Below are 17020 nucleotides of genomic sequence, written 5' to 3'. Positions count from 1 at the left end.
TTCCCGCTGCCCCGGGCTCAGCGCGTGCCGCGCAGGCGGCGCCAGGGGGTGAAGGTGAAGACGGCGCCGCCGAGCAGGATCACCGTGCCCGCGACCAGGGCCAGGGCCTTGATGCCGCCCTCTTCGCCGCCGGTCTCGGCGAGACCGCCCGAGGAGGAGGTGGAGCCGGTGGTCGAGGGCGATCCGGAGCCGCCGGGCTGGGCGGTGGTGTCCAGCTCCAGCGATACGCCGCTGCTGACGGCCTTGCAAGGGACGTTGATGGGCGTGGACCCCGGGGCCATGGTGACGTCGATGGTCAGCTGGTCCGGGCTCAGCGTCACCTTGCCGGTCTTGCCGGGCGTGTAGGTGCCGGTCATGTCGCTCAGGCTGACCGGGGCCTTGTCGGGGATCGGCTCGGCGTTGGCCGGGCCGGTGACCTTGACCGTGCCGGTGTCGGCGCCGCCGAGCTTGATGTTCATCGAGGGCTTCAGGGCCCCGGCCGGCAGGGCCATGGGGCTGGCCATGGCGCCCTTGGCGGTCTTGACGGTCAGGTCGTAGCCGCCGCCGTTCTTCTTGGCGTTGATCGTGACCGGGGTCTTGATGCCGCCGGGGACGACCGCGCCGCAGTCGAAGGCGACCTCGACGGGCTTGCCGGGGAAGTCGGTCTGGCCTCCACCGCCGCCGGTGGTGGACCCGGAGGTGCTGCCGCCCGAGGAGGTGCTGCCGCCGGAGGAACCGCCCGAGGTGGAGCCGCCGGAGGTGGAGCCGCCGGAGGTGGAGCCGCCGGACGTGGAGCCGCCGCCCTCGGTGACCTTGATGGTGGCCCCGACCGCGGCCGTCTCCTTCGGCGAGCAGTGCGTGACGAACCCGCTGAAGTCCACGTCGTACTTGCCGGGTGTGAGCGTGACGTCCCCGGCCTTGGTGAGCTTGATCTTGCCCTTCATGTCGGACATGACCATGGGGGCCTTCTTCGGGATGGGCGGGTTCTTGCGCTCGCCCTCCAGCTTCGCCTCCCCGCCGAGCGCCCCGCCCAACTGGACGAAGCCGGTCGGCTTGACGGTGTCCTTGCCGAGGTCCATGAGATCGGTGTTGTTCGAGGCCGGTTTGACGGTCTTCCAGACCACCTCGACCTCGTCGCCGACCTTCGCGGTGGCGGGCGCGGTGATGGAGACGGTGTTCGTCCCCTGGACCGGGCCGCCGCCGCCCGCCGGCGGGATGCATTCCACCTTGTACGAGACGTCGGCCGCCTGGGCGGGGCTTGCCGCCAGCAGGATGCCCGCGCCGCCGAACAGCAGCGCGACCGCGGCCGCGCTCACCCTCCGTTGGGTCTTCACGAATGTCCCTTCGTCGTCGGAGTGTTCTCAGACGGTGCGGACGCCTGTGGTGACGGTGGTGACTGAGAGGAGTGGGGTGTAAACCACGGCAGGACCGCCGTGGGGGTCTCGGGATCCGCGCCGGTCTCCCCGGCCCCGCTCTCCCCGGCGCCGGCGCCTGCACCGGCTGCCGCCTCGGCCCGGTGGCGTCCGCCCGCGCCTGCGGTGCGCGGCCGGACCCGGTCGACGACGGCCATGCCGGTACGGAAGACCGCGGCCGGCGCCACCAGCAGGAGCAGGCCCCAGAACAGCAGGACCCCGTACGGGCGGTCCACGCCCCACGGCTGCGTGGCGACGACCGTGTCCCCGTACTTGAGGGAGACCGTGTAGTCGCCGTGGGCGCCCGCGGACAGGCTGACGTCGAGCCGGACCTCCGCCTTGCCGCCCGGCGGGATCGTGCCCTTCCACCGGACCTCGTCCCACTGCGGCGCGAACACCCCGTGGGCCGTGCCGAGCTGGAAGACGGGGTCCTTGACGGGGGCGGAGCCGAGATTGCCGACGGTGACGGTGAACGTGCGGGTCGGCGGGGCGCCGAACCAGGTCAGCACGCCGTCCTCGCCCTTGAGGCGGACCCCGGTGAGCATCGCGAGACGGGCGGTGCCGGACTCGGCGGGCAACTCGGCCACCGGATGGTCGGTGATCTTCAGGGGTACGGCGACGGTGGACTGGTCCCCGCCCACGGAGGTGACGTTCACGACGCACGGGCAGGGCCTGGGCGGGGCCACCACGGGCAGCCGGGCGGTGAAGCGGCCGTCGTCGCCGGCCGAGACGGCGGTCCCGTCGGCGTTGGCGCAGCTGTTCGTGCCGCCGATCATGTTCTGGCCGCAGAGCAGCACCATCACCAGCGTCCTGGCGTGCCATCCGCTGCCCGTGACGGTGAGTTCGGTGCCCTTCGCGGCCTCCTGGAGCGAGAGCGCGACGCCCGGCTTGTCCTCGGCCGCACCGGCCGGGCCCGCGTTCCAGCCTCCCCCTGCCAGCGCCAGGAGGCACACCGCCAGCCCTGCCGCGAGCCGGGTCCTGAGCCTGCCGGTCACGGGGTTGCTCCCGTCAGCTCGTGTTCCGGTGTCCGTTCCTCCCGGGCCGGCGCCACCGGCTGCTCCCGGCGGGTGCGCCGGCTGCGTACGAGGAGCAGTGCGGCCAGGGCGAGCCCGGCGAGGGCGAGCAGCCCGGCGCCGGTCCGCGCGGCGATCCCCCAGGGCGCGAACCACGCCGAGGCGGTGGCCGTGGCCGGGGCCGCGCCGGGGGCGGTGACGGTGAGGGTGAGGTCCACGTCGTCGAGGACCGGCGCCCCGGGCCACGGCTCGGTCAGCCGGACCCGCTGGCCGGGGAGCAGTTCCACCGGGACGGCGCGGGCGCTGCGGCCGGGGACCTCGCCGAAGAGGCCCTCGGCGCGGATCGAGAGCTGCGGGGCGAGGACCACGTTGCCGCGGTTGACGAGGGTGTACGCGACCTGCGCCCCGGCGCCCCGGCCGCGGACGGAGACGCCCTCGACGGTGAGGGCGGCCAGCGTCGGGCCGCCGACCCGCAGGTGGACCCGTACCCCTGTCTCGCGGCCCGCTTCGGTGACGACCACGGCGGCGGGGTGGTCGCCGGGCGGGGAGGCGGGCGGCAGGGTGACGGTGAAGGGGACCACGGCGCGGGTCCGGGGCGGGATCCGCACGGTGGTGGCCGCGCCGAAGCTGATCCAGGAACCGGCGCCCGTCGACTGCCGGGTGGGGCGCACCGCGAGGGCGCCGTCCGCCTCGTTGTAGGCGTCGGCCCCGCGCAGGGTGAGGGTGAGCTCGTGGTCGGTGGTGTTGGACAGGGCCACCCGGTCCTCCAGCACGGTGCCGGCGGCGCCCGCCAGGTAGAAGTACGGGCGGGCCGCGCCGGTGGTGCCCGCCGCGGGCTCGGCGGTCCAGCCGGGCTCGTCGGCCGCGGCGGGACCTGCGGGCGCGGCCGCCACCGCGGTGAGCAGGAACAGGATCAGGAGGCGGGCGAGGTGCGTACGGGCGCAGGGCACGGGCATGGCCGGGGGCGCTCCGTTCAGGACCGGGCCCGCCGGCCGCGCCGGGTCAGCCAGAGCATGCCGGCGGCGCCGGTGAGCAGCACGGTGCCGCCGAGGGTGCCGAGGGCGAGGGCGGAGTCGGCGGGCCCGGTCTGGGGCAGGGTGTCGCCCGTGGTGGCGCCGCCGGATCCGGTGGTGTCCTTGGCGCCGGCGGCCGCCGTGACGTCGAGTTCCAGGGAGGGCTTGGGGCTGTTGCCGGGCGTGCAGGTGGTGGTGGTGCCCAGGGCCTTGATGGTGAGCACGCCCGCGGTGAAGGTGACCTTGCCGCTCTTCTTGGGGGTGTAGGTGCCCGAGAGGTCGGTGATCTTGATGGGCGTGTCGGCGGGCACGGCCTCGGGGTTGGGCGGCCCCGAGACCGGCACGGACACCTTGTCCGCACCGCCGGTGAGGACGACGGCGCTGGGGCTCATCGCGCCCTTGCCGAGCTCGACGGGGCTGGATGAGACGCCCTTCTGGAAGGACATCGTCAGCTTGTAGCCGTCGCCCTCCTTGACGGCCTTGATGTCGATGGGCGAGACCGCCGACTTGTCGCCGATGGGGGTCTTGCAGTCGTAGGCGACGTCGACGACGTCGGCACGGGCTGCGGGGGCGGTCAGCAGTACCGCCGATCCGGCCAGCGCGGACGCCAGCGCAAGCGCGGTGGAGCGTTTCCGGTTGGGCACCTTCGTCTTCCCCTCGGGCCACAAGTTACTGACGACACATCAGATCGGTGGCTCAAGGTACGCCCGGGACCTTACGGAGGGAAGACAAAGGACATGCGGGATCAGGCGGGAGGGGACGGCCCCGGATCAGGCCGCTCGGACGCCCTTCTGCCAGACCGCCGAGACGAGCGGGACGCCCGGCCGGTAGGCCAGGTGGACGTGGCTGGGGGCCTCCAGCAGGGCGAGGTCGGCGCGGGCGCCGGGGGTGAGCGTGCCGATGTCGGTGCGCCGCAGGGCGCGGGCACCACCCGCGGTGGCGGACCACAGGGCCTCGTCGGGGGTCATGCCCATGTCCCGGACCGCGAGCGCGATGCAGAACGGCATGGAACTCGTGTAGGAGGAGCCCGGGTTGCAGTCCGTGGACAGGGCGACGGTGGCGCCCGCGTCGAGGAGCCGGCGCGCATCGGGCCACTGGGCGCGGGTGGAGAACTCGGCGCCGGGCAGCAGGGTCGCGACCGTGGTGCCCGCGGCCTGCGCCAGGGCGTCCACGTCGGCGTCGGTGAGGTGCGTGCAGTGGTCGGCGGAGGCCGCTTCGAGCTCCACCGCGAGCTGCACGCCCGGGCCCTGGCTGAGCTGGTTGGCGTGGACCCGCGGGAGCAGGCCCGCGGCGGCGCCCGCCGTGAGGATCGCGCGGGCCTGGTCGCCGTCGAAGGCGCCCTTCTCACAGAAGACGTCCACCCAGCGGGCGTACGGGGCGCAGGCGGCGAGCATGGCGCCGGTCACGAGGTCGACGTAGCCGGCGGGGTCGTCGGCGTAGTCGGGGGAGACGATGTGCGCGCCGAGGTAGGTGACCTCCTCGGTGTGCGCGGCCGCGATGCGCAGGGCGCGGGCCTCGTCGGCGACGGTCAGCCCGTAGCCGGACTTCGTCTCGAAGGTGGTGGTGCCCTGGCGGCGGGCCTCGTCGAGGTGGCGCACCAGGTTCGCCTCCAGCTCGGCGTCGGTGGCGGCGCGGGTGGCGGCGACGGTGGTGCGGATACCGCCGGCGGTGTAGCTGCGGCCCGACATCCGGGCGTTGAACTCGGCGGTGCGGTCGCCGGCGAAGACCAGGTGGCTGTGGGAGTCGACGAAGCCGGGAATGACGGCGCGGCCCTGGGCGTCGAAAACGCCGTCGGCGGCGGGGGCCTCGGCCGCCGGGCCCACCCAGGCGATCTTGTCGTCCTCGACGACGAGGGCGGCGTTCTCGATGAGGCCAAGGGGGCTGCCGTCGCCGAGGGCGGGGTCGTTGGTGACGAGGCTGCCGATGTGGGTGATGAGGGTGGTGGTCATGGGAGTCTCCGGGGGTCGGCGGCGAAGTGCGGGCCGGTGGTCGCTGCGGGTTTCGGCTGCACGCCGGTGGTCCCGGTGCGCCCGCCCGTCCCGCCCTGCGGGACGATTGCCCGCATCTTCAGCGGAGGGCCGCGATGGCGTCGGCGAGGACGGACGGGACGTCGGGGACCAGGGTGTGCGCGCCGTCGCGGACCACGTGGCGGCCGCCCACCACCGTGTGGCGGACGTCCGCTGCGGAGGCCGCGAAGACCGCGGTCTCGGCGCCCAGCCGCGGCAGCGGACCGGCCGTGCGTACGGAGTCCAGGGCGATGGTGGTGAAGTCCGCGAGCGCCCCCGGCTCCAGGCGGCCCGCGTCGGGCCGGCCGAGGGCCGCGTGCCCGTCCGCTGTGGCCGCGGTGAGCAGGGCGTTCGCCGTCCAGTGGCCCCGGGTCCGACTGCGCAGGCGCTCGTTCAGCTCCATCGCGCGGGCCTCCTCCAGCAGGTCGATCACCGCGTGGCTGTCGCTGCCGAGGGAGAGCGGGCTGCCGGCCCGCTGGAGCCGGCCGGCCGGGCCGATGCCGTCGGCGAGGTCGCGTTCGGTGGTGGGGCACATGCAGGTGCCGGTGGCGCTGGCACCGAGGAGCCCGATGTCGGTGTCCGTCAGGTGCGTGTTGTGGACGCCGGTGGTGCGCGGTCCGAGCACGCCGTGGTCGGCGAGCAGCTGGGTCGGGGTCCGGCCGTGGGCCGCCAGGCAGGCCTCGTTCTCGGCGGTCTGCTCCGAGAGGTGGACGTGCAGGGGGGCCTGCCGCTCCTCGGCCCAGCGGGCGACCGTGGCCAGCTCGCCCGCCGGCACGGCGCGCACGGAGTGGACGGCCGCGCCGATCAGGGCGTGCTCGCGGGGCTTGAGGGCCGAGACCCGCTCGGCCCAGGCCTCGGCGGTGCCGTCGCTGAACCGCCGCTGGTGCGCGTTGGGCGCCTCGCCGAAGCCCGCGGACAGGTAGGCGGTGTCGAGGAGGGTGATCCGGATGCCCGCCTCGGCGGCGGCCTCGATCAGGGCCTCACCCATGGCGTTCGGGTCGGCGTAGGGGGTGCCGCCGGGCGCGTGGTGGACGTAGTGGAACTCGCCGACGTTCGTGACGCCGGCCAGCGCCATCTCCGCGTACACCGCGCGGGCCAGCGCGAAGTAGCGCTCCGGGGTGAGGTTCTGGGCGACCTGGTACATGAACTCGCGCCAGGTCCAGAAGGTGCCGGAGCCGACCTGCACGAGGGAGCGCAGCGCCCGGTGGAAGGCGTGGCTGTGCGCGTTGGCGAGGCCGGGCAGGGTGAGCCCGCGCAGGACCTCGGCACCGGGCGGCGGGGTTTCGGCGCCGGTGCGCAGGGCGGCGATCCGCCCGTCGCCGCCCACCTCCAGGGCGACGCCCGGCTCGACATGGGTGCCGAGCCAGGCGTGCTCCAGCCAGTACGTCTTGTGCGCGGTCAGCGGCACGCCAGGCCCTCCAGTACGTCGGCGAGGGCGAGGACGCCCGCCACGCAGTCGTCCTCGGCGGCGAATTCCCGCGGGGAGTGGGAGACGCCGGTGGGGTTGCGTACGAACAGCATCGCCGTCGGGACGGCTGCGGAGAGGATTCCGGCGTCGTGTCCCGCCCCGGTGCCGAGGACGGGGACGGCGCCGCCGAGGATCCGGTTCAGCTCGTCGCGCAGCGCGTGCCCGAACTCGACGACCGGGGTGAAGGACTCCCGGACGACGGACAGCTCGATGCCGTCCTGGTCGGCCCGCTCGCGGGCGGCCTTCTCGACGGCGGTGACCACGGTGTCCAGGGTGGCCTGGTCGGCGGCCCGCGAGTCCAGCCAGCCGCGGACCAGGGAGGGGATCGCGTTGACCCCGTTGGGCTCGACGGAGACCTTCCCGAAGGTGGCGACGGCCCCGGCGAGGGCGGCCTCCGTACGGGCCGCGAGCACGGTCGCCGCGTACGTGAGCATCGGGTCGCGGCGGTCCACCAGGCGGGTGGTGCCGGCGTGGTTGGCCTCGCCGTGGAAGTCGAACCGCCAGCGGCCGTGCGGCCAGATCGCGGAGGCGATGCCGACCCGGTCCCCGGACAGGTCCAGGGCCCGGCCCTGCTCGACGTGGAGTTCGACGAAGGCGCCGATGCGGGCGAGGCGCTCCGGGTCGGCCCCGATGGCGGCGGGGTCGTACCCGGCGGCCTCCATGGCCTGCGGGAGGCTGATCCCGTCGGCGTCGCGCAGCTCGTACGCCTTCTCCTTGGTCAGCTGCCCGGCGGCGAGCCGGGAGCCGACGCAGGCGAGCCCGAAGCGGGCGCCTTCCTCGTCGCCGAAGTTGGTGATGGCCAGCGGCCTGGTGAAGCGGGCGCCGCGGCCGCGGAGTTCGTCCAGGGCCGCGAAGGAGGACACCACGCCGAGCGGGCCGTCGAAGGCGCCGCCGTCGGGGACGGAGTCCAGGTGCGATCCGGTGACCACGGCGTCCCCGGCGAGCGGGTCGCCGAGCCAGGCCCACTGGTTGCCGTTGCGGTCCGTCTCGTACAGCAGGCCGCGGGCCTCGGCCTGCTCCTGGAACCAGGTACGGCAGTCGGCGTCGGCACCGCTCCAGGCGTAGCGGCGGTAGCCGCCGGAGTCCCGGTGGCGGCCGACGGGGGCCAGCTCGTCCCACATGGTGTGGAACGAGGCTCCGGCCGCGGGGGCGTCCTGGATCACGCCGGGTCACCCTCGCGCATGGGGACGCGGACGCCGCGCTCGTCCGCCACCGACTCGGCGATGTCGTAGCCGGCGTCGACGTGGCGGATGACGCCCATGCCGGGGTCGTTGGTCAGGACGCGGCGGATCTTCTCGCCCGCCAGCGGGGTGCCGTCGGCCACGGTGACCTGGCCCGCGTGGATGGAGCGGCCCATGCCGACGCCGCCGCCGTGGTGCAGGGACACCCACGAGGCGCCGGAAGCGACGTTGACCATGGCGTTGAGCAGGGGCCAGTCGGCGATGGCGTCCGAGCCGTCGAGCATGGCCTCCGTCTCGCGGTACGGCGAGGCGACGGAACCGCAGTCGAGGTGGTCGCGGCCGATGGCCAGCGGGGCGGCGAGCTCGCCGCTCGCGACCATGTCGTTGAAGCGCTCGCCGGCCTTGTCGCGCTCGCCGTAGCCGAGCCAGCAGATCCGCGCGGGCAGGCCCTGGAAGTGGACGCGCTCGCCGGCCATCTTGATCCAGCGGTGCAGGGACTCGTTCTCCGGGAAGAGCTCCAGCATCGCCTTGTCCGTCTTGGCGATGTCCGAGGCCTCGCCGGACAGGGCCGCCCAGCGGAAGGGGCCCTTGCCCTCGCAGAACAGCGGCCGGATGTAGGCCGGGACGAAGCCGGGGAAGGCGAAGGCGCGGTCGTAGCCGGCGAGCTGGGCCTCACCGCGGATGGAGTTGCCGTAGTCGAAGACCTCGGCGCCGGCGTCCATGAAGCCGACCATGGCCTCGACGTGCCGGGCCATGGACTCGCGGGCCCGCGTGGTGAAGCCGGCCGGGTCCTTGGCCGCGTAGGAGGCCATGTCCTCGAAGTCGACGCCGACCGGCAGGTACGACAGCGGGTCGTGCGCGGAGGTCTGGTCGGTCACGATGTCGATCGGGGCGCCTTCCGCGAGCATCTGCGGGAGGAGCTCGGCCGCGTTGCCGAGCAGGCCGATGGAGAGCGGCTTGCGGGCGTCGCGCGCCTCGACGGCCAGCTGCAGGGCGTGCCGGAGGTTGTCGGCCTTCACGTCCAGGTAGCGGTGCTCGATCCGGCGCTCGATGGCGCGCGGGTCGACGTCGATGCAGATCGCGACGCCGTCGTTCATCGTCACCGCGAGCGGCTGGGCGCCGCCCATGCCGCCGAGGCCGGCGGTCAGGGTGATGGTGCCGGCGAGGGTGCCGTTGAACTTCTTGGCGGCGACCGCGGCGAAGGTCTCGTACGTGCCCTGCAGGATGCCCTGGGTGCCGATGTAGATCCACGAACCGGCGGTCATCTGGCCGTACATGGTCAGACCCAGCTGCTCCAGGCGCCGGAACTCCTCCCAGTTGGCCCAGTCGCCGACCAGGTTGGAGTTGGCGAGCAGGACGCGGGGGGCCCACTCGTGGGTCTGCATCACGCCGACGGGACGGCCGGACTGGACGAGCATCGTCTCGTCCTGCTTGAGGGTCTGCAGGGTGCGGACCATCGCGTCGAAGGAGCGCCAGTCGCGAGCCGCCTTGCCGGTGCCGCCGTAGACGACGAGCTTGTCGGGGTGCTCGGCGACCTCGGGGTCGAGGTTGTTCTGCAGCATCCGCAGGGCGGCTTCCTGCTGCCATCCCAGGGTGCTGAGCTCGGTGCCTCGCGCGGCCCGTACGGGGCGGGGTCCTGACATGGCGGTGCCTCCTCCGGTGTTGGTCAATCCATTCACATCCTCGCGGTCTGAATAGATTCAGTCAACAGCTGCGGGCCGCCGCGCCGGATGATTGGCTGACAGACATGCATCGGCGAACGCAGGGTGAGGGCGGGGCGGCGCGCCGCGACCGGGTCGTGCGGGCCGCCGTCGAGCAGGGGCTCGTCGGCGGGACGGAGAGCTCACCGCCCCTGGTGTGCCTGCTGGACACGGAGGGGATCCGGGCCTCCGCAGCAGCCCTGACCAGCGCCTTCGCGGCAGCCCTGGCGCCCGGCACCCCGGTCCTGCACGCCTTCGCGGTCAAGGCCGCGCCGCTGGTCCCGGTGCTGCGGCTGCTCGCCGACGCCGGCCTCGGCTGCGAGGTCGCGAGCCCCGGCGAGCTGGCGCTGGCCCGGGCGGCAGGGGTGAGTGCGCAGCGGACCGTACTGGATTCCCCGGCCAAGACCACCGCGGAACTGCGCGAGGCACTGGCGCTGGGGGTGGCGGTCAACGCCGACAGCCGGCAGGAGCTGGAGCGCCTGGACACGATGCTGGGCCGGCGCCCCACCGGCCCGGTCGGCGTCAGGGTCAACCCCCAGACGGGCGCCGGCGCGATCGACGCCCTGTCCACGGCCACGGCCACGTCGAAGTTCGGCATCGCCCTACGGGACCCGGGCGCCCGGGAATGGCTCGTGCGGGCCTTCGTGGACCGGCCCTGGCTGACCAGGCTGCACACCCATTCCGGCTCCCAGGGAGTCCCGCTCCCCCTGATCGCGGAAGGGGTCCGCGCCCTCCACGCCCTGGCCGAGGAGATCAACGAGGCGGCCGGCCGCCGCCAGGTCGACACGCTCGACATCGGGGGCGGCCTCCCGGTGAACTTCGCCTCCGACGAGGAGAAGCCGACGTACGCGCAGTACGTGGCCGCCCTGCAGGAGGCCGTCCCGGCGCTGTTCGACGGCTCGTACGGGCTGGTGACGGAGTTCGGGCGCTCCCTGCTGGCCAAGCACGGGCTGGTGCTGGCCCGGGTCGAGTACACGAAGACCACGGGCGGCCGCCCCATCGCCCTGACCCACGCGGGGGTCCAGCTGGCCACCCGGACGGTGTACGCGCCGGCGGCATGGCCGCTGCGGATCCTGCCGTACGACGCGAAGGGCACCCCGAAGACGGGCCCGCCCGTCGCCCAGGACATCGCCGGCCCCGCCTGCTTCGCCGGGGACCTGCTGGCCACGGCCCGGGAGCTGCCGGAGCTGGCCCCGGGCGACCTGATCGCCGTCCCGGACACCGGGGCGTACTTCTTCACCGCCCACTACGGCTACAACAGCCTCCCGCGCCCGCCGGTCCACGGCTTCACCACGACCCCCGAGGTCCGCTTCACCCTGGCCCGCCCGGCACAGTCCCTTTCCGACCTCCTGACAGAAGCCGGCGCCACCCACCCGAACGCCCTGCTCTGACCCCCTGCCGAGCACCTTGCGCCCCGACAAGGCCGGAGTTGTCGGCGCACACGAGGACGGCAGGCCGGGGCCGGTCACAGGGGAACAGCAGGCCGGGGGCGGGTGGAGGTGGGGTGTTGTCCGGGGCGTAGAACGTGATGTGTTGGCGCGGGATCCGGAGTTCGACGACCGATCCGGAACAGGCGCCATAAATCATGAGCCCCGGACGACACCCCACCCCCCACCCGACACCGGCCCCCGCAACCACCGCCCGGCAGGCACCGCCCACGACCCGCACCGAGCCACCCGCGACACACCGCCCCGCAGGGCCCCCCGCGGTCACTCCACGAACAGCCCCCGGCTGGCCGCCCTGGTGTCGAAAGCCTCCAGGCGGGCCTGCGCCTCCGGCAGCGCATCCGCCATCGCCTCCAGCAGCACCCGCCCCAGCAGCATCGGCGCGCACGCCGTGTCAAAGGCCAGCCCCGTACCCACCGGAGCCGGGATCAGCAGGTCCGAGTACCGCGCCACCGGCGCGAACGCCGAGTCGGCCACCGTCACCACCGTCAGCCCCGCCCCCCGCGCCTGCTCCAGCGCGTCCACCACCTCCCGCGGATGCCTCGGCAGGGCGAAGCACAGCAGGGCCGACGCCCCCGCCCCCACCGCCCCGTCGATGCGGTCGGCCAGCATCGAGCCGCCCTCGTCGAGGAGCCGTACGTCCGGATGCACCTTGGCGGCGAAGTACGCGAAGCCCCGCGCCTGCGAGGACGCCGCCCGCAGGCCGAGCACCGGCAGCGGGGTGGAGCCGGCGAGCAGCCGGCCCGCCTCCTCGACCGGGGTCGGATCGGCGAGCATGGCGGACAGCTGCCGCAGGTTCTCGATCTCCCCCTGCACCGCCTGCTGGTACTCGTTGTACGTGTCCTCCCGCACCGCCTCGGCCCGCTCCGCCGGAGCCACCTCGCGCAGGTGCCGGCGCAGCGCCGGGTATCCGTCGAAGCCGAGCGCCACCGCGAACCGGGTCACCGAGGGCTGGCTCACCCCCGCCAGGTCGGCGAGCTCCACGCTCGACAGGAACGGCACGTCCGCCGCCCCGCGCACCATGCAGTGGGCGATCCGCCGCTGGGTGGGCGTCAGCCGGTGCCCCTCGAACAGCTGCTGCAGCCGCGCTGCCGGGCTGTCACTCATCCCGACCCCTCCGTCCCCGTGATTATTCAGTCACGGAGCACTCTGCATGCGGCTATACAAGACGGCAAGCGGCAGACCGCTCAGCGAGACGCGGCCGGACACCGGAGCGCTTCGGGTGGGCGGTCATCACGCCGGTGCACCAAGCCGGTGCACCAAAAAGATGTGCGCGGGGACCACCGCACCCTCGCGCAGGCGAGGGGCGGGACGACGGTGGTCCCCGCGCAGGACACGGGCCGGGTCAGGGCCGTCCGCGTCCGTGGCGTTCACGCGGTCCGGGAGCCGCTCCGGAGGTACGCCAACGCCGTTTCGTGGTGCCGGCCGGGGAGCTGACGCCCCTGCCGACGACCACCACTGTGCCGGAGCCGTGTTAAGCCGGTGCTGCCGTCACATGTCCGGCCCGTACCGTTTGCGCGACGTGCCCCCGACGCGGCGTCCTGCGTCGACGGGAACGGCAACGGCAACGTCAACGTCCTGCGTCGACGGCAGCGGCCGGCTCCGCGCGGCCTGCGCCACGGCAACGGCCTACTTCGAACCCTTGGCCAGGAACGCCAGCAGGTCCTGGCGGCTCACCACACCGGTCGGCTTGCCCTCGACCAGCACGATCGCCGCGTCCGCCTCGCCCAGCACGGCCATCAGCTCGGACACCGGCTCACCGGAGCCCACCTGCGGCAGCGGCGAGCTCATGTGCTTCTCCAGCGGGTCGGTCAGCGACGCCCGCTGCGCGAACAGCGCGGCGAGGAGCTCCTTCTCGACGACCGAGCCGATGACCTCGGCCGCCATGACGTCGGGGTGGCCGGCGCCGGGCTTGACGATCGGCATCTGCGAGACGCCGTACTCGCGCAGCACCTCGATGGCCTCGCCCACGGTCTCCTCGGGGTGCATGTGGACCAGGGACGGGATGCCGCCCTCCTTGTCCGCGAGCACGTCCCCGATGCGCGCCGAGGGGCCCGCCTCCTCCAGGAAGCCGTGCCCGGCCATCCACTCGTCGCTGAAGATCTTGCTCATGTAGCCGCGGCCGCTGTCCGGCAGCAGGACGACGACGACGTCGTCCGGGCCGAGGCCCTCGGCCGCCTTCAGCGCGGCGACGACCGCCATGCCGCAGGAGCCGCCGACGAGGAGGCCCTCCTCTTTGGCGAGCCGGCGGGTCATCTGGAAGGAGTCCTTGTCGGACACCGCGATGATCTCGTCGGTCACGTTCGGGTCGTAGGCGGTCGGCCAGAAGTCCTCGCCTACGCCCTCGACCAGGTACGGGCGGCCGGAGCCGCCGGAGTAGACCGAGCCCTCGGGGTCGGCGCCGATGACCTTGACCTTGCCGCCGGACACCTCCTTCAGGTAGTTGCCGGTGCCGGAGATGGTTCCGCCGGTGCCGACGCCCGCCACGAAGTGGGTGATCTTCCCGTCCGTCTGCTCCCACAGCTCGGGACCGGTGGTCTCGTAGTGCGAACGGGGGTTGTTCGGGTTGCTGTACTGGTCGGGCTTCCAGGCGCCCGGCGTCTCGCGGACGAGGCGGTCGGACACGTTGTAGTACGAGTCCGGGTGCTCGGGGTCGACGGCCGTCGGGCAGACCACGACCTCGGCACCGTAGGCGCGCAGTACGTTGATCTTGTCGAGGGAGACCTTGTCAGGGCAGACGAAGATGCACTTGTAGCCCTTCTGCTGGGCCACGATGGCGAGTCCTACACCGGTGTTGCCGCTGGTGGGCTCCACGATGGTGCCACCGGGCTTGAGGGCACCGCTCTGCTCGGCGGCCTCGATCATCCGGACGGCGATCCGGTCCTTCACGGATCCGCCGGGATTGAAGTACTCGACCTTGGCAAGGACGGTGGCCTGCAGGCCTTCGGTCACACGGTTGAGCTTCACCAGCGGGGTGTTGCCGACGAGGCTGATCATCGAGTCGTGGAATTGCACCATGTTCTCCAGGGAGGGGACTCCACGGGTTCTCCGGGAGGCACGGCCAGAGTAAGCGGAAAGGGATTGGCCGACGGGCAGTACGGGGCAGGTAGGTCAACAGGGCCGGGCAGGGAAGCGAGGAGGCTCCAAGGGTGTCCAGGGCGAGGACGGCCCGCCGGATCGCGGCGGGGGCGGCATACGGCGGAGGCGGGCTCGGGCTGGTCGGAGCCGCGGCGGTGGGGCTGGTACTGGCTGAGGTCCAGTTTGCCAAACGGACGGTCGGGACGGGGCTCCCCGACCCACCGCGGGCGGACGGGCTCTACGGGAGCGAGTTCGCCGGGACGGAGCCGGGACCGGGCCCGCTGCGGCTGGCCATGATGGGCGACTCCACGGCCGCCGGGCTCGGCGTCCGCCGGGCCGGGCAGACCCCGGGCGCCCTGCTGGCCTCGGGGCTGGCGGCGGTGGCCGAGCGGCCGGTGGAGCTGCGGAACGTGGCCCAGTCCGGGGCCATGTCGGACGACCTGGACCGGCAGACGGGGGTACTGCTGGACGACGGGCGTCCGCCACCGGACGTGTGCGTGATCATGATCGGCGCGAACGACGTGACCCGCCGGATGCCGCCGACCCAGTCGGTGCGCCACCTCACCTCGGCGGTCCGCCGGCTGCGGCTCGCGGGCACCGAGGTCGTGGTCGGCACCTGTCCGGACCTGGGCACGATCGAGCCGGTCTACCAGCCGCTGCGGTGGCTGGCCCGGCGGGTCTCGCGGCAGCTGGCCGCCGCCCAGACCATAGGGGTCGTCGCCCTGGGTGCCCGTACGGTCTCCATGGGGGACCTGCTCGGCCCCGAGTTCGCGGCGAACCCGCGCGAGATGTTCGGCCCCGACTCCTACCACCCCTCGGCGGAGGGGTACGCGACCGCCGCCATGGCCGTCCTGCCGACCTTGTGCGCGGCCCTCGCCCTGTGGCCGGAGTCGGACCGCCTGGAGGTGGCGCGGAACGAGGACATGCTCCCGGTGGCCAAGGCCGCGTCCGCGGCGGCGGGCCAAGCCGGTACGGAGGTCACGCAGGCCCGCGGCCCCTGGGCCCTGCTCAAGCACCGGCGCCGGCGCCGGGTCGCGGCGGAGGAACTGGCACCGGCCGAGCCGCCGGCGGAGCTGCCGGGCACCCAGGTCGCCGGCACCTGACCGGCGCGTCGGGTGGGGCTTCCCGGGCGGGGGTAGGTACCCGAACAGCCCGCGGAGCGACCGGCATCACACGGGGAAGGCGGTGACCTCGACGGTACGGGCCGGTAACTTCGCTTGCGGTCCCGCAACGAGCCGCACGACACACCCTTGGAGCCCCGATGCCCGAAGCCGTCATCGTTTCCACCGCCCGCTCTCCCATCGGGCGCGCCGGCAAGGGGTCGCTCAAGGACGTCCGCCCGGACGACCTGACCGCGACGATCATCCAGGCCGCGCTCGCCAAGGTTCCCGAGCTGGACCCCCGCGACATCGACGACCTGATGCTGGGCTGCGGCCTGCCGGGCGGCGAGCAGGGCCACAACCTGGCCCGCATCGTGGCCGTGCAGATGGGCATGGACTTCCTGCCGGGCACCACGATCACCCGCTACTGCTCCTCCTCGCTGCAGACGTCCCGGATGGCGCTGCACGCCATCAAGGCGGGCGAGGGCGACGTGTTCATCTCCGCGGGCGTCGAGACCGTCTCCCGGTTCGCGAAGGGCTCCTCGGACGGCCTGCCGGACACCCACAACCCGCTCTTCGCGGAGGCGGAGGCCCGTACGGCCGCCGTCGCCCAGAGCGAGGGCTCGTCCTGGCACGACCCGCGCGAGGACGGCCTGATCCCGGACGCGTACATCGCGATGGGCCAGACCGCCGAGAACCTGGCCCGCCTCAAGGGCGTGACGCGCCAGGACATGGACGAGTTCGGCGTCCGCTCCCAGAACCTGGCCGAGGAGGCCATCAAGAACGGCTTCTGGGCCCGCGAGATCACCCCGGTCACCACCCCGGACGGCACGGTCGTCTCCACCGACGACGGCCCGCGCGCCGGCGTCACCCTGGAGGGCGTGCAGGGGCTCAAGCCGGTCTTCCGCCCCGACGGCATGGTCACGGCGGCCAACTGCTGCCCGCTCAACGACGGCGCCGCGGCGCTGGTCATCATGAGCGACACCAAGGCGCGCGAGCTCGGCCTGACCCCGCTGGCCCGGATCGTCTCCACCGGCGTGACCGGCCTCTCCCCCGAGATCATGGGCCTCGGCCCGGTCGAGGCGTCCAAGCAGGCGCTCAAGCGCGCCGGTCTGACCGTCGGCGACATCGACCTGTTCGAGATCAACGAGGCGTTCGCCGCGCAGGTCATCCCCTCCTACCGGGACCTGGAGATCCCGCTGGAGAAGCTGAACGTCAACGGCGGCGCCATCGCCGTCGGCCACCCCTTCGGCATGACCGGCGCCCGCATCACCGGCACCCTGATCAACAGCCTCCAGTTCCACGACAAGCAGTTCGGCCTGGAGACGATGTGCGTGGGCGGCGGCCAGGGCATGGCCATGGTCATCGAGCGGCTGAGCTGAGCCGGAGCGGAGGGTAGGGGTCGCCCTGACCACACCGACGTGCGGTTCCGTCGCGTGGCGAAGGGCGGCACCTGCCCGCAGCGGTGGCGAAGCTCAGCGCGACCACCGAATCGAGCGGCTGAGCTGAGCCGGAGGGGCCGTGGCGCCGGGGATCCGGGCGGTTACCCCGCGCCGCCCGGCCCCCCCTTCAACCCCAGCGCAACCCACCTGTGACCCAAATACCCCCCCGAAGTGACCAACGAA

At 73.5% G+C, this 17020-nt stretch carries 13 protein-coding genes; 3 read left to right on the top strand and 10 right to left on the bottom strand.

Features of this window, described 5'->3' with window-relative positions; genetic code table 11:
- Positions 1-17: 17 nt before the first annotated feature.
- The 8 genes from AC0666_RS30810 to hutU form a co-directional block, all read right to left on the bottom strand.
- Positions 18-1313, bottom strand: coding sequence for a hypothetical protein (locus AC0666_RS30810; RefSeq protein ID WP_478708814.1), 1296 nt, complete (start codon positions 1311-1313; stop codon positions 18-20).
- Complete coding sequence (locus AC0666_RS30805) at positions 1310-2386, bottom strand: hypothetical protein (RefSeq protein ID WP_468969710.1); 1077 nt, start codon at positions 2384-2386, stop codon at positions 1310-1312. The genes AC0666_RS30810 and AC0666_RS30805 overlap by 4 nt, the downstream gene beginning before the upstream one ends.
- Complete coding sequence (locus tag AC0666_RS30800) at positions 2383-3360, bottom strand: hypothetical protein (protein WP_478708813.1); 978 nt, start codon at positions 3358-3360, stop codon at positions 2383-2385. The genes AC0666_RS30805 and AC0666_RS30800 overlap by 4 nt, the downstream gene beginning before the upstream one ends.
- A 17-nt stretch (positions 3361-3377) precedes the next feature.
- Positions 3378-4061, bottom strand: a complete 684-nt coding sequence (locus AC0666_RS30795; RefSeq protein ID WP_468969714.1) for an LPXTG cell wall anchor domain-containing protein — start codon at positions 4059-4061, stop codon at positions 3378-3380.
- 126 nt (positions 4062-4187) lie between these two features.
- Positions 4188-5366, bottom strand: a complete 1179-nt coding sequence (gene hutI / locus AC0666_RS30790) for an imidazolonepropionase (RefSeq protein ID WP_468969716.1) — start codon at positions 5364-5366, stop codon at positions 4188-4190.
- Between the two features lie 118 nt (positions 5367-5484).
- Positions 5485-6825 (bottom strand): formimidoylglutamate deiminase, encoded by a 1341-nt coding sequence (locus tag AC0666_RS30785; protein WP_468970480.1) that lies wholly within the window; start codon positions 6823-6825, stop codon positions 5485-5487.
- Positions 6822-8012, bottom strand: a complete 1191-nt coding sequence (locus AC0666_RS30780; protein WP_468582071.1) for an allantoate amidohydrolase — start codon at positions 8010-8012, stop codon at positions 6822-6824. Before AC0666_RS30780 ends, AC0666_RS30785 begins: the two co-directional genes overlap by 4 nt.
- A 38-nt stretch (positions 8013-8050) precedes the next feature.
- Positions 8051-9715 (bottom strand): urocanate hydratase, encoded by a 1665-nt coding sequence (gene hutU / locus AC0666_RS30775; RefSeq protein ID WP_468581990.1) that lies wholly within the window; start codon positions 9713-9715, stop codon positions 8051-8053.
- A 104-nt stretch (positions 9716-9819) separates the two neighbouring features.
- On the opposite strand from hutU, the gene AC0666_RS30770 reads away from it, so the two are divergent.
- Positions 9820-11163, top strand: coding sequence for a type III PLP-dependent enzyme domain-containing protein (locus tag AC0666_RS30770; protein ID WP_478708812.1), 1344 nt, complete (start codon positions 9820-9822; stop codon positions 11161-11163).
- Positions 11164-11481: 318 nt separating this feature from the next.
- On the opposite strand, the gene AC0666_RS30765 is transcribed toward AC0666_RS30770, so the two are convergent.
- Positions 11482-12324, bottom strand: a complete 843-nt coding sequence (locus tag AC0666_RS30765; RefSeq protein ID WP_478708811.1) for a MurR/RpiR family transcriptional regulator — start codon at positions 12322-12324, stop codon at positions 11482-11484.
- A gap of 522 nt (positions 12325-12846) precedes the next feature.
- Positions 12847-14232: a cystathionine beta-synthase gene (locus AC0666_RS30760; protein ID WP_361718396.1), complete on the bottom strand. Its 1386-nt coding sequence runs from the start codon at positions 14230-14232 to the stop codon at positions 12847-12849.
- A 134-nt stretch (positions 14233-14366) separates the two neighbouring features.
- Here AC0666_RS30760 and AC0666_RS30755 point away from each other — a divergent pair, with 134 nt between their 5' ends.
- Both AC0666_RS30755 and AC0666_RS30750 read left to right on the top strand, forming a co-directional pair.
- Positions 14367-15398, top strand: coding sequence for an SGNH/GDSL hydrolase family protein (locus tag AC0666_RS30755; RefSeq protein WP_468969722.1), 1032 nt, complete (start codon positions 14367-14369; stop codon positions 15396-15398).
- 158 nt (positions 15399-15556) lie between these two features.
- A complete protein-coding gene (locus AC0666_RS30750) occupies positions 15557-16777 on the top strand; it encodes an acetyl-CoA C-acetyltransferase (RefSeq protein WP_361718286.1) in 1221 nt (406 codons plus the stop codon).
- The last annotated feature ends 243 nt before the right edge of the window (positions 16778-17020 follow it).

The organism is Streptomyces sp. NPDC043680 (genome assembly GCF_056436685.1).
This window is presented reverse-complemented; position numbering and strand designations above follow the sequence as displayed.

Coding starts and splice junctions, on each gene's coding strand:
- AC0666_RS30800 (WP_478708813.1), bottom strand. CDS start 3,360: ATGCCCGTGCCCTGCGCCCGTACGCACCTCGCCCGCCTCCTGATCCTG.
- AC0666_RS30750 (WP_361718286.1), top strand. CDS start 15,557: ATGCCCGAAGCCGTCATCGTTTCCACCGCCCGCTCTCCCATCGGGCGC.
- hutU (WP_468581990.1), bottom strand. CDS start 9,715: ATGTCAGGACCCCGCCCCGTACGGGCCGCGCGAGGCACCGAGCTCAGC.
- hutI (WP_468969716.1), bottom strand. CDS start 5,366: ATGACCACCACCCTCATCACCCACATCGGCAGCCTCGTCACCAACGAC.
- AC0666_RS30780 (WP_468582071.1), bottom strand. CDS start 8,012: ATGTGGGACGAGCTGGCCCCCGTCGGCCGCCACCGGGACTCCGGCGGC.
- AC0666_RS30765 (WP_478708811.1), bottom strand. CDS start 12,324: ATGAGTGACAGCCCGGCAGCGCGGCTGCAGCAGCTGTTCGAGGGGCAC.
- AC0666_RS30770 (WP_478708812.1), top strand. CDS start 9,820: ATGCATCGGCGAACGCAGGGTGAGGGCGGGGCGGCGCGCCGCGACCGG.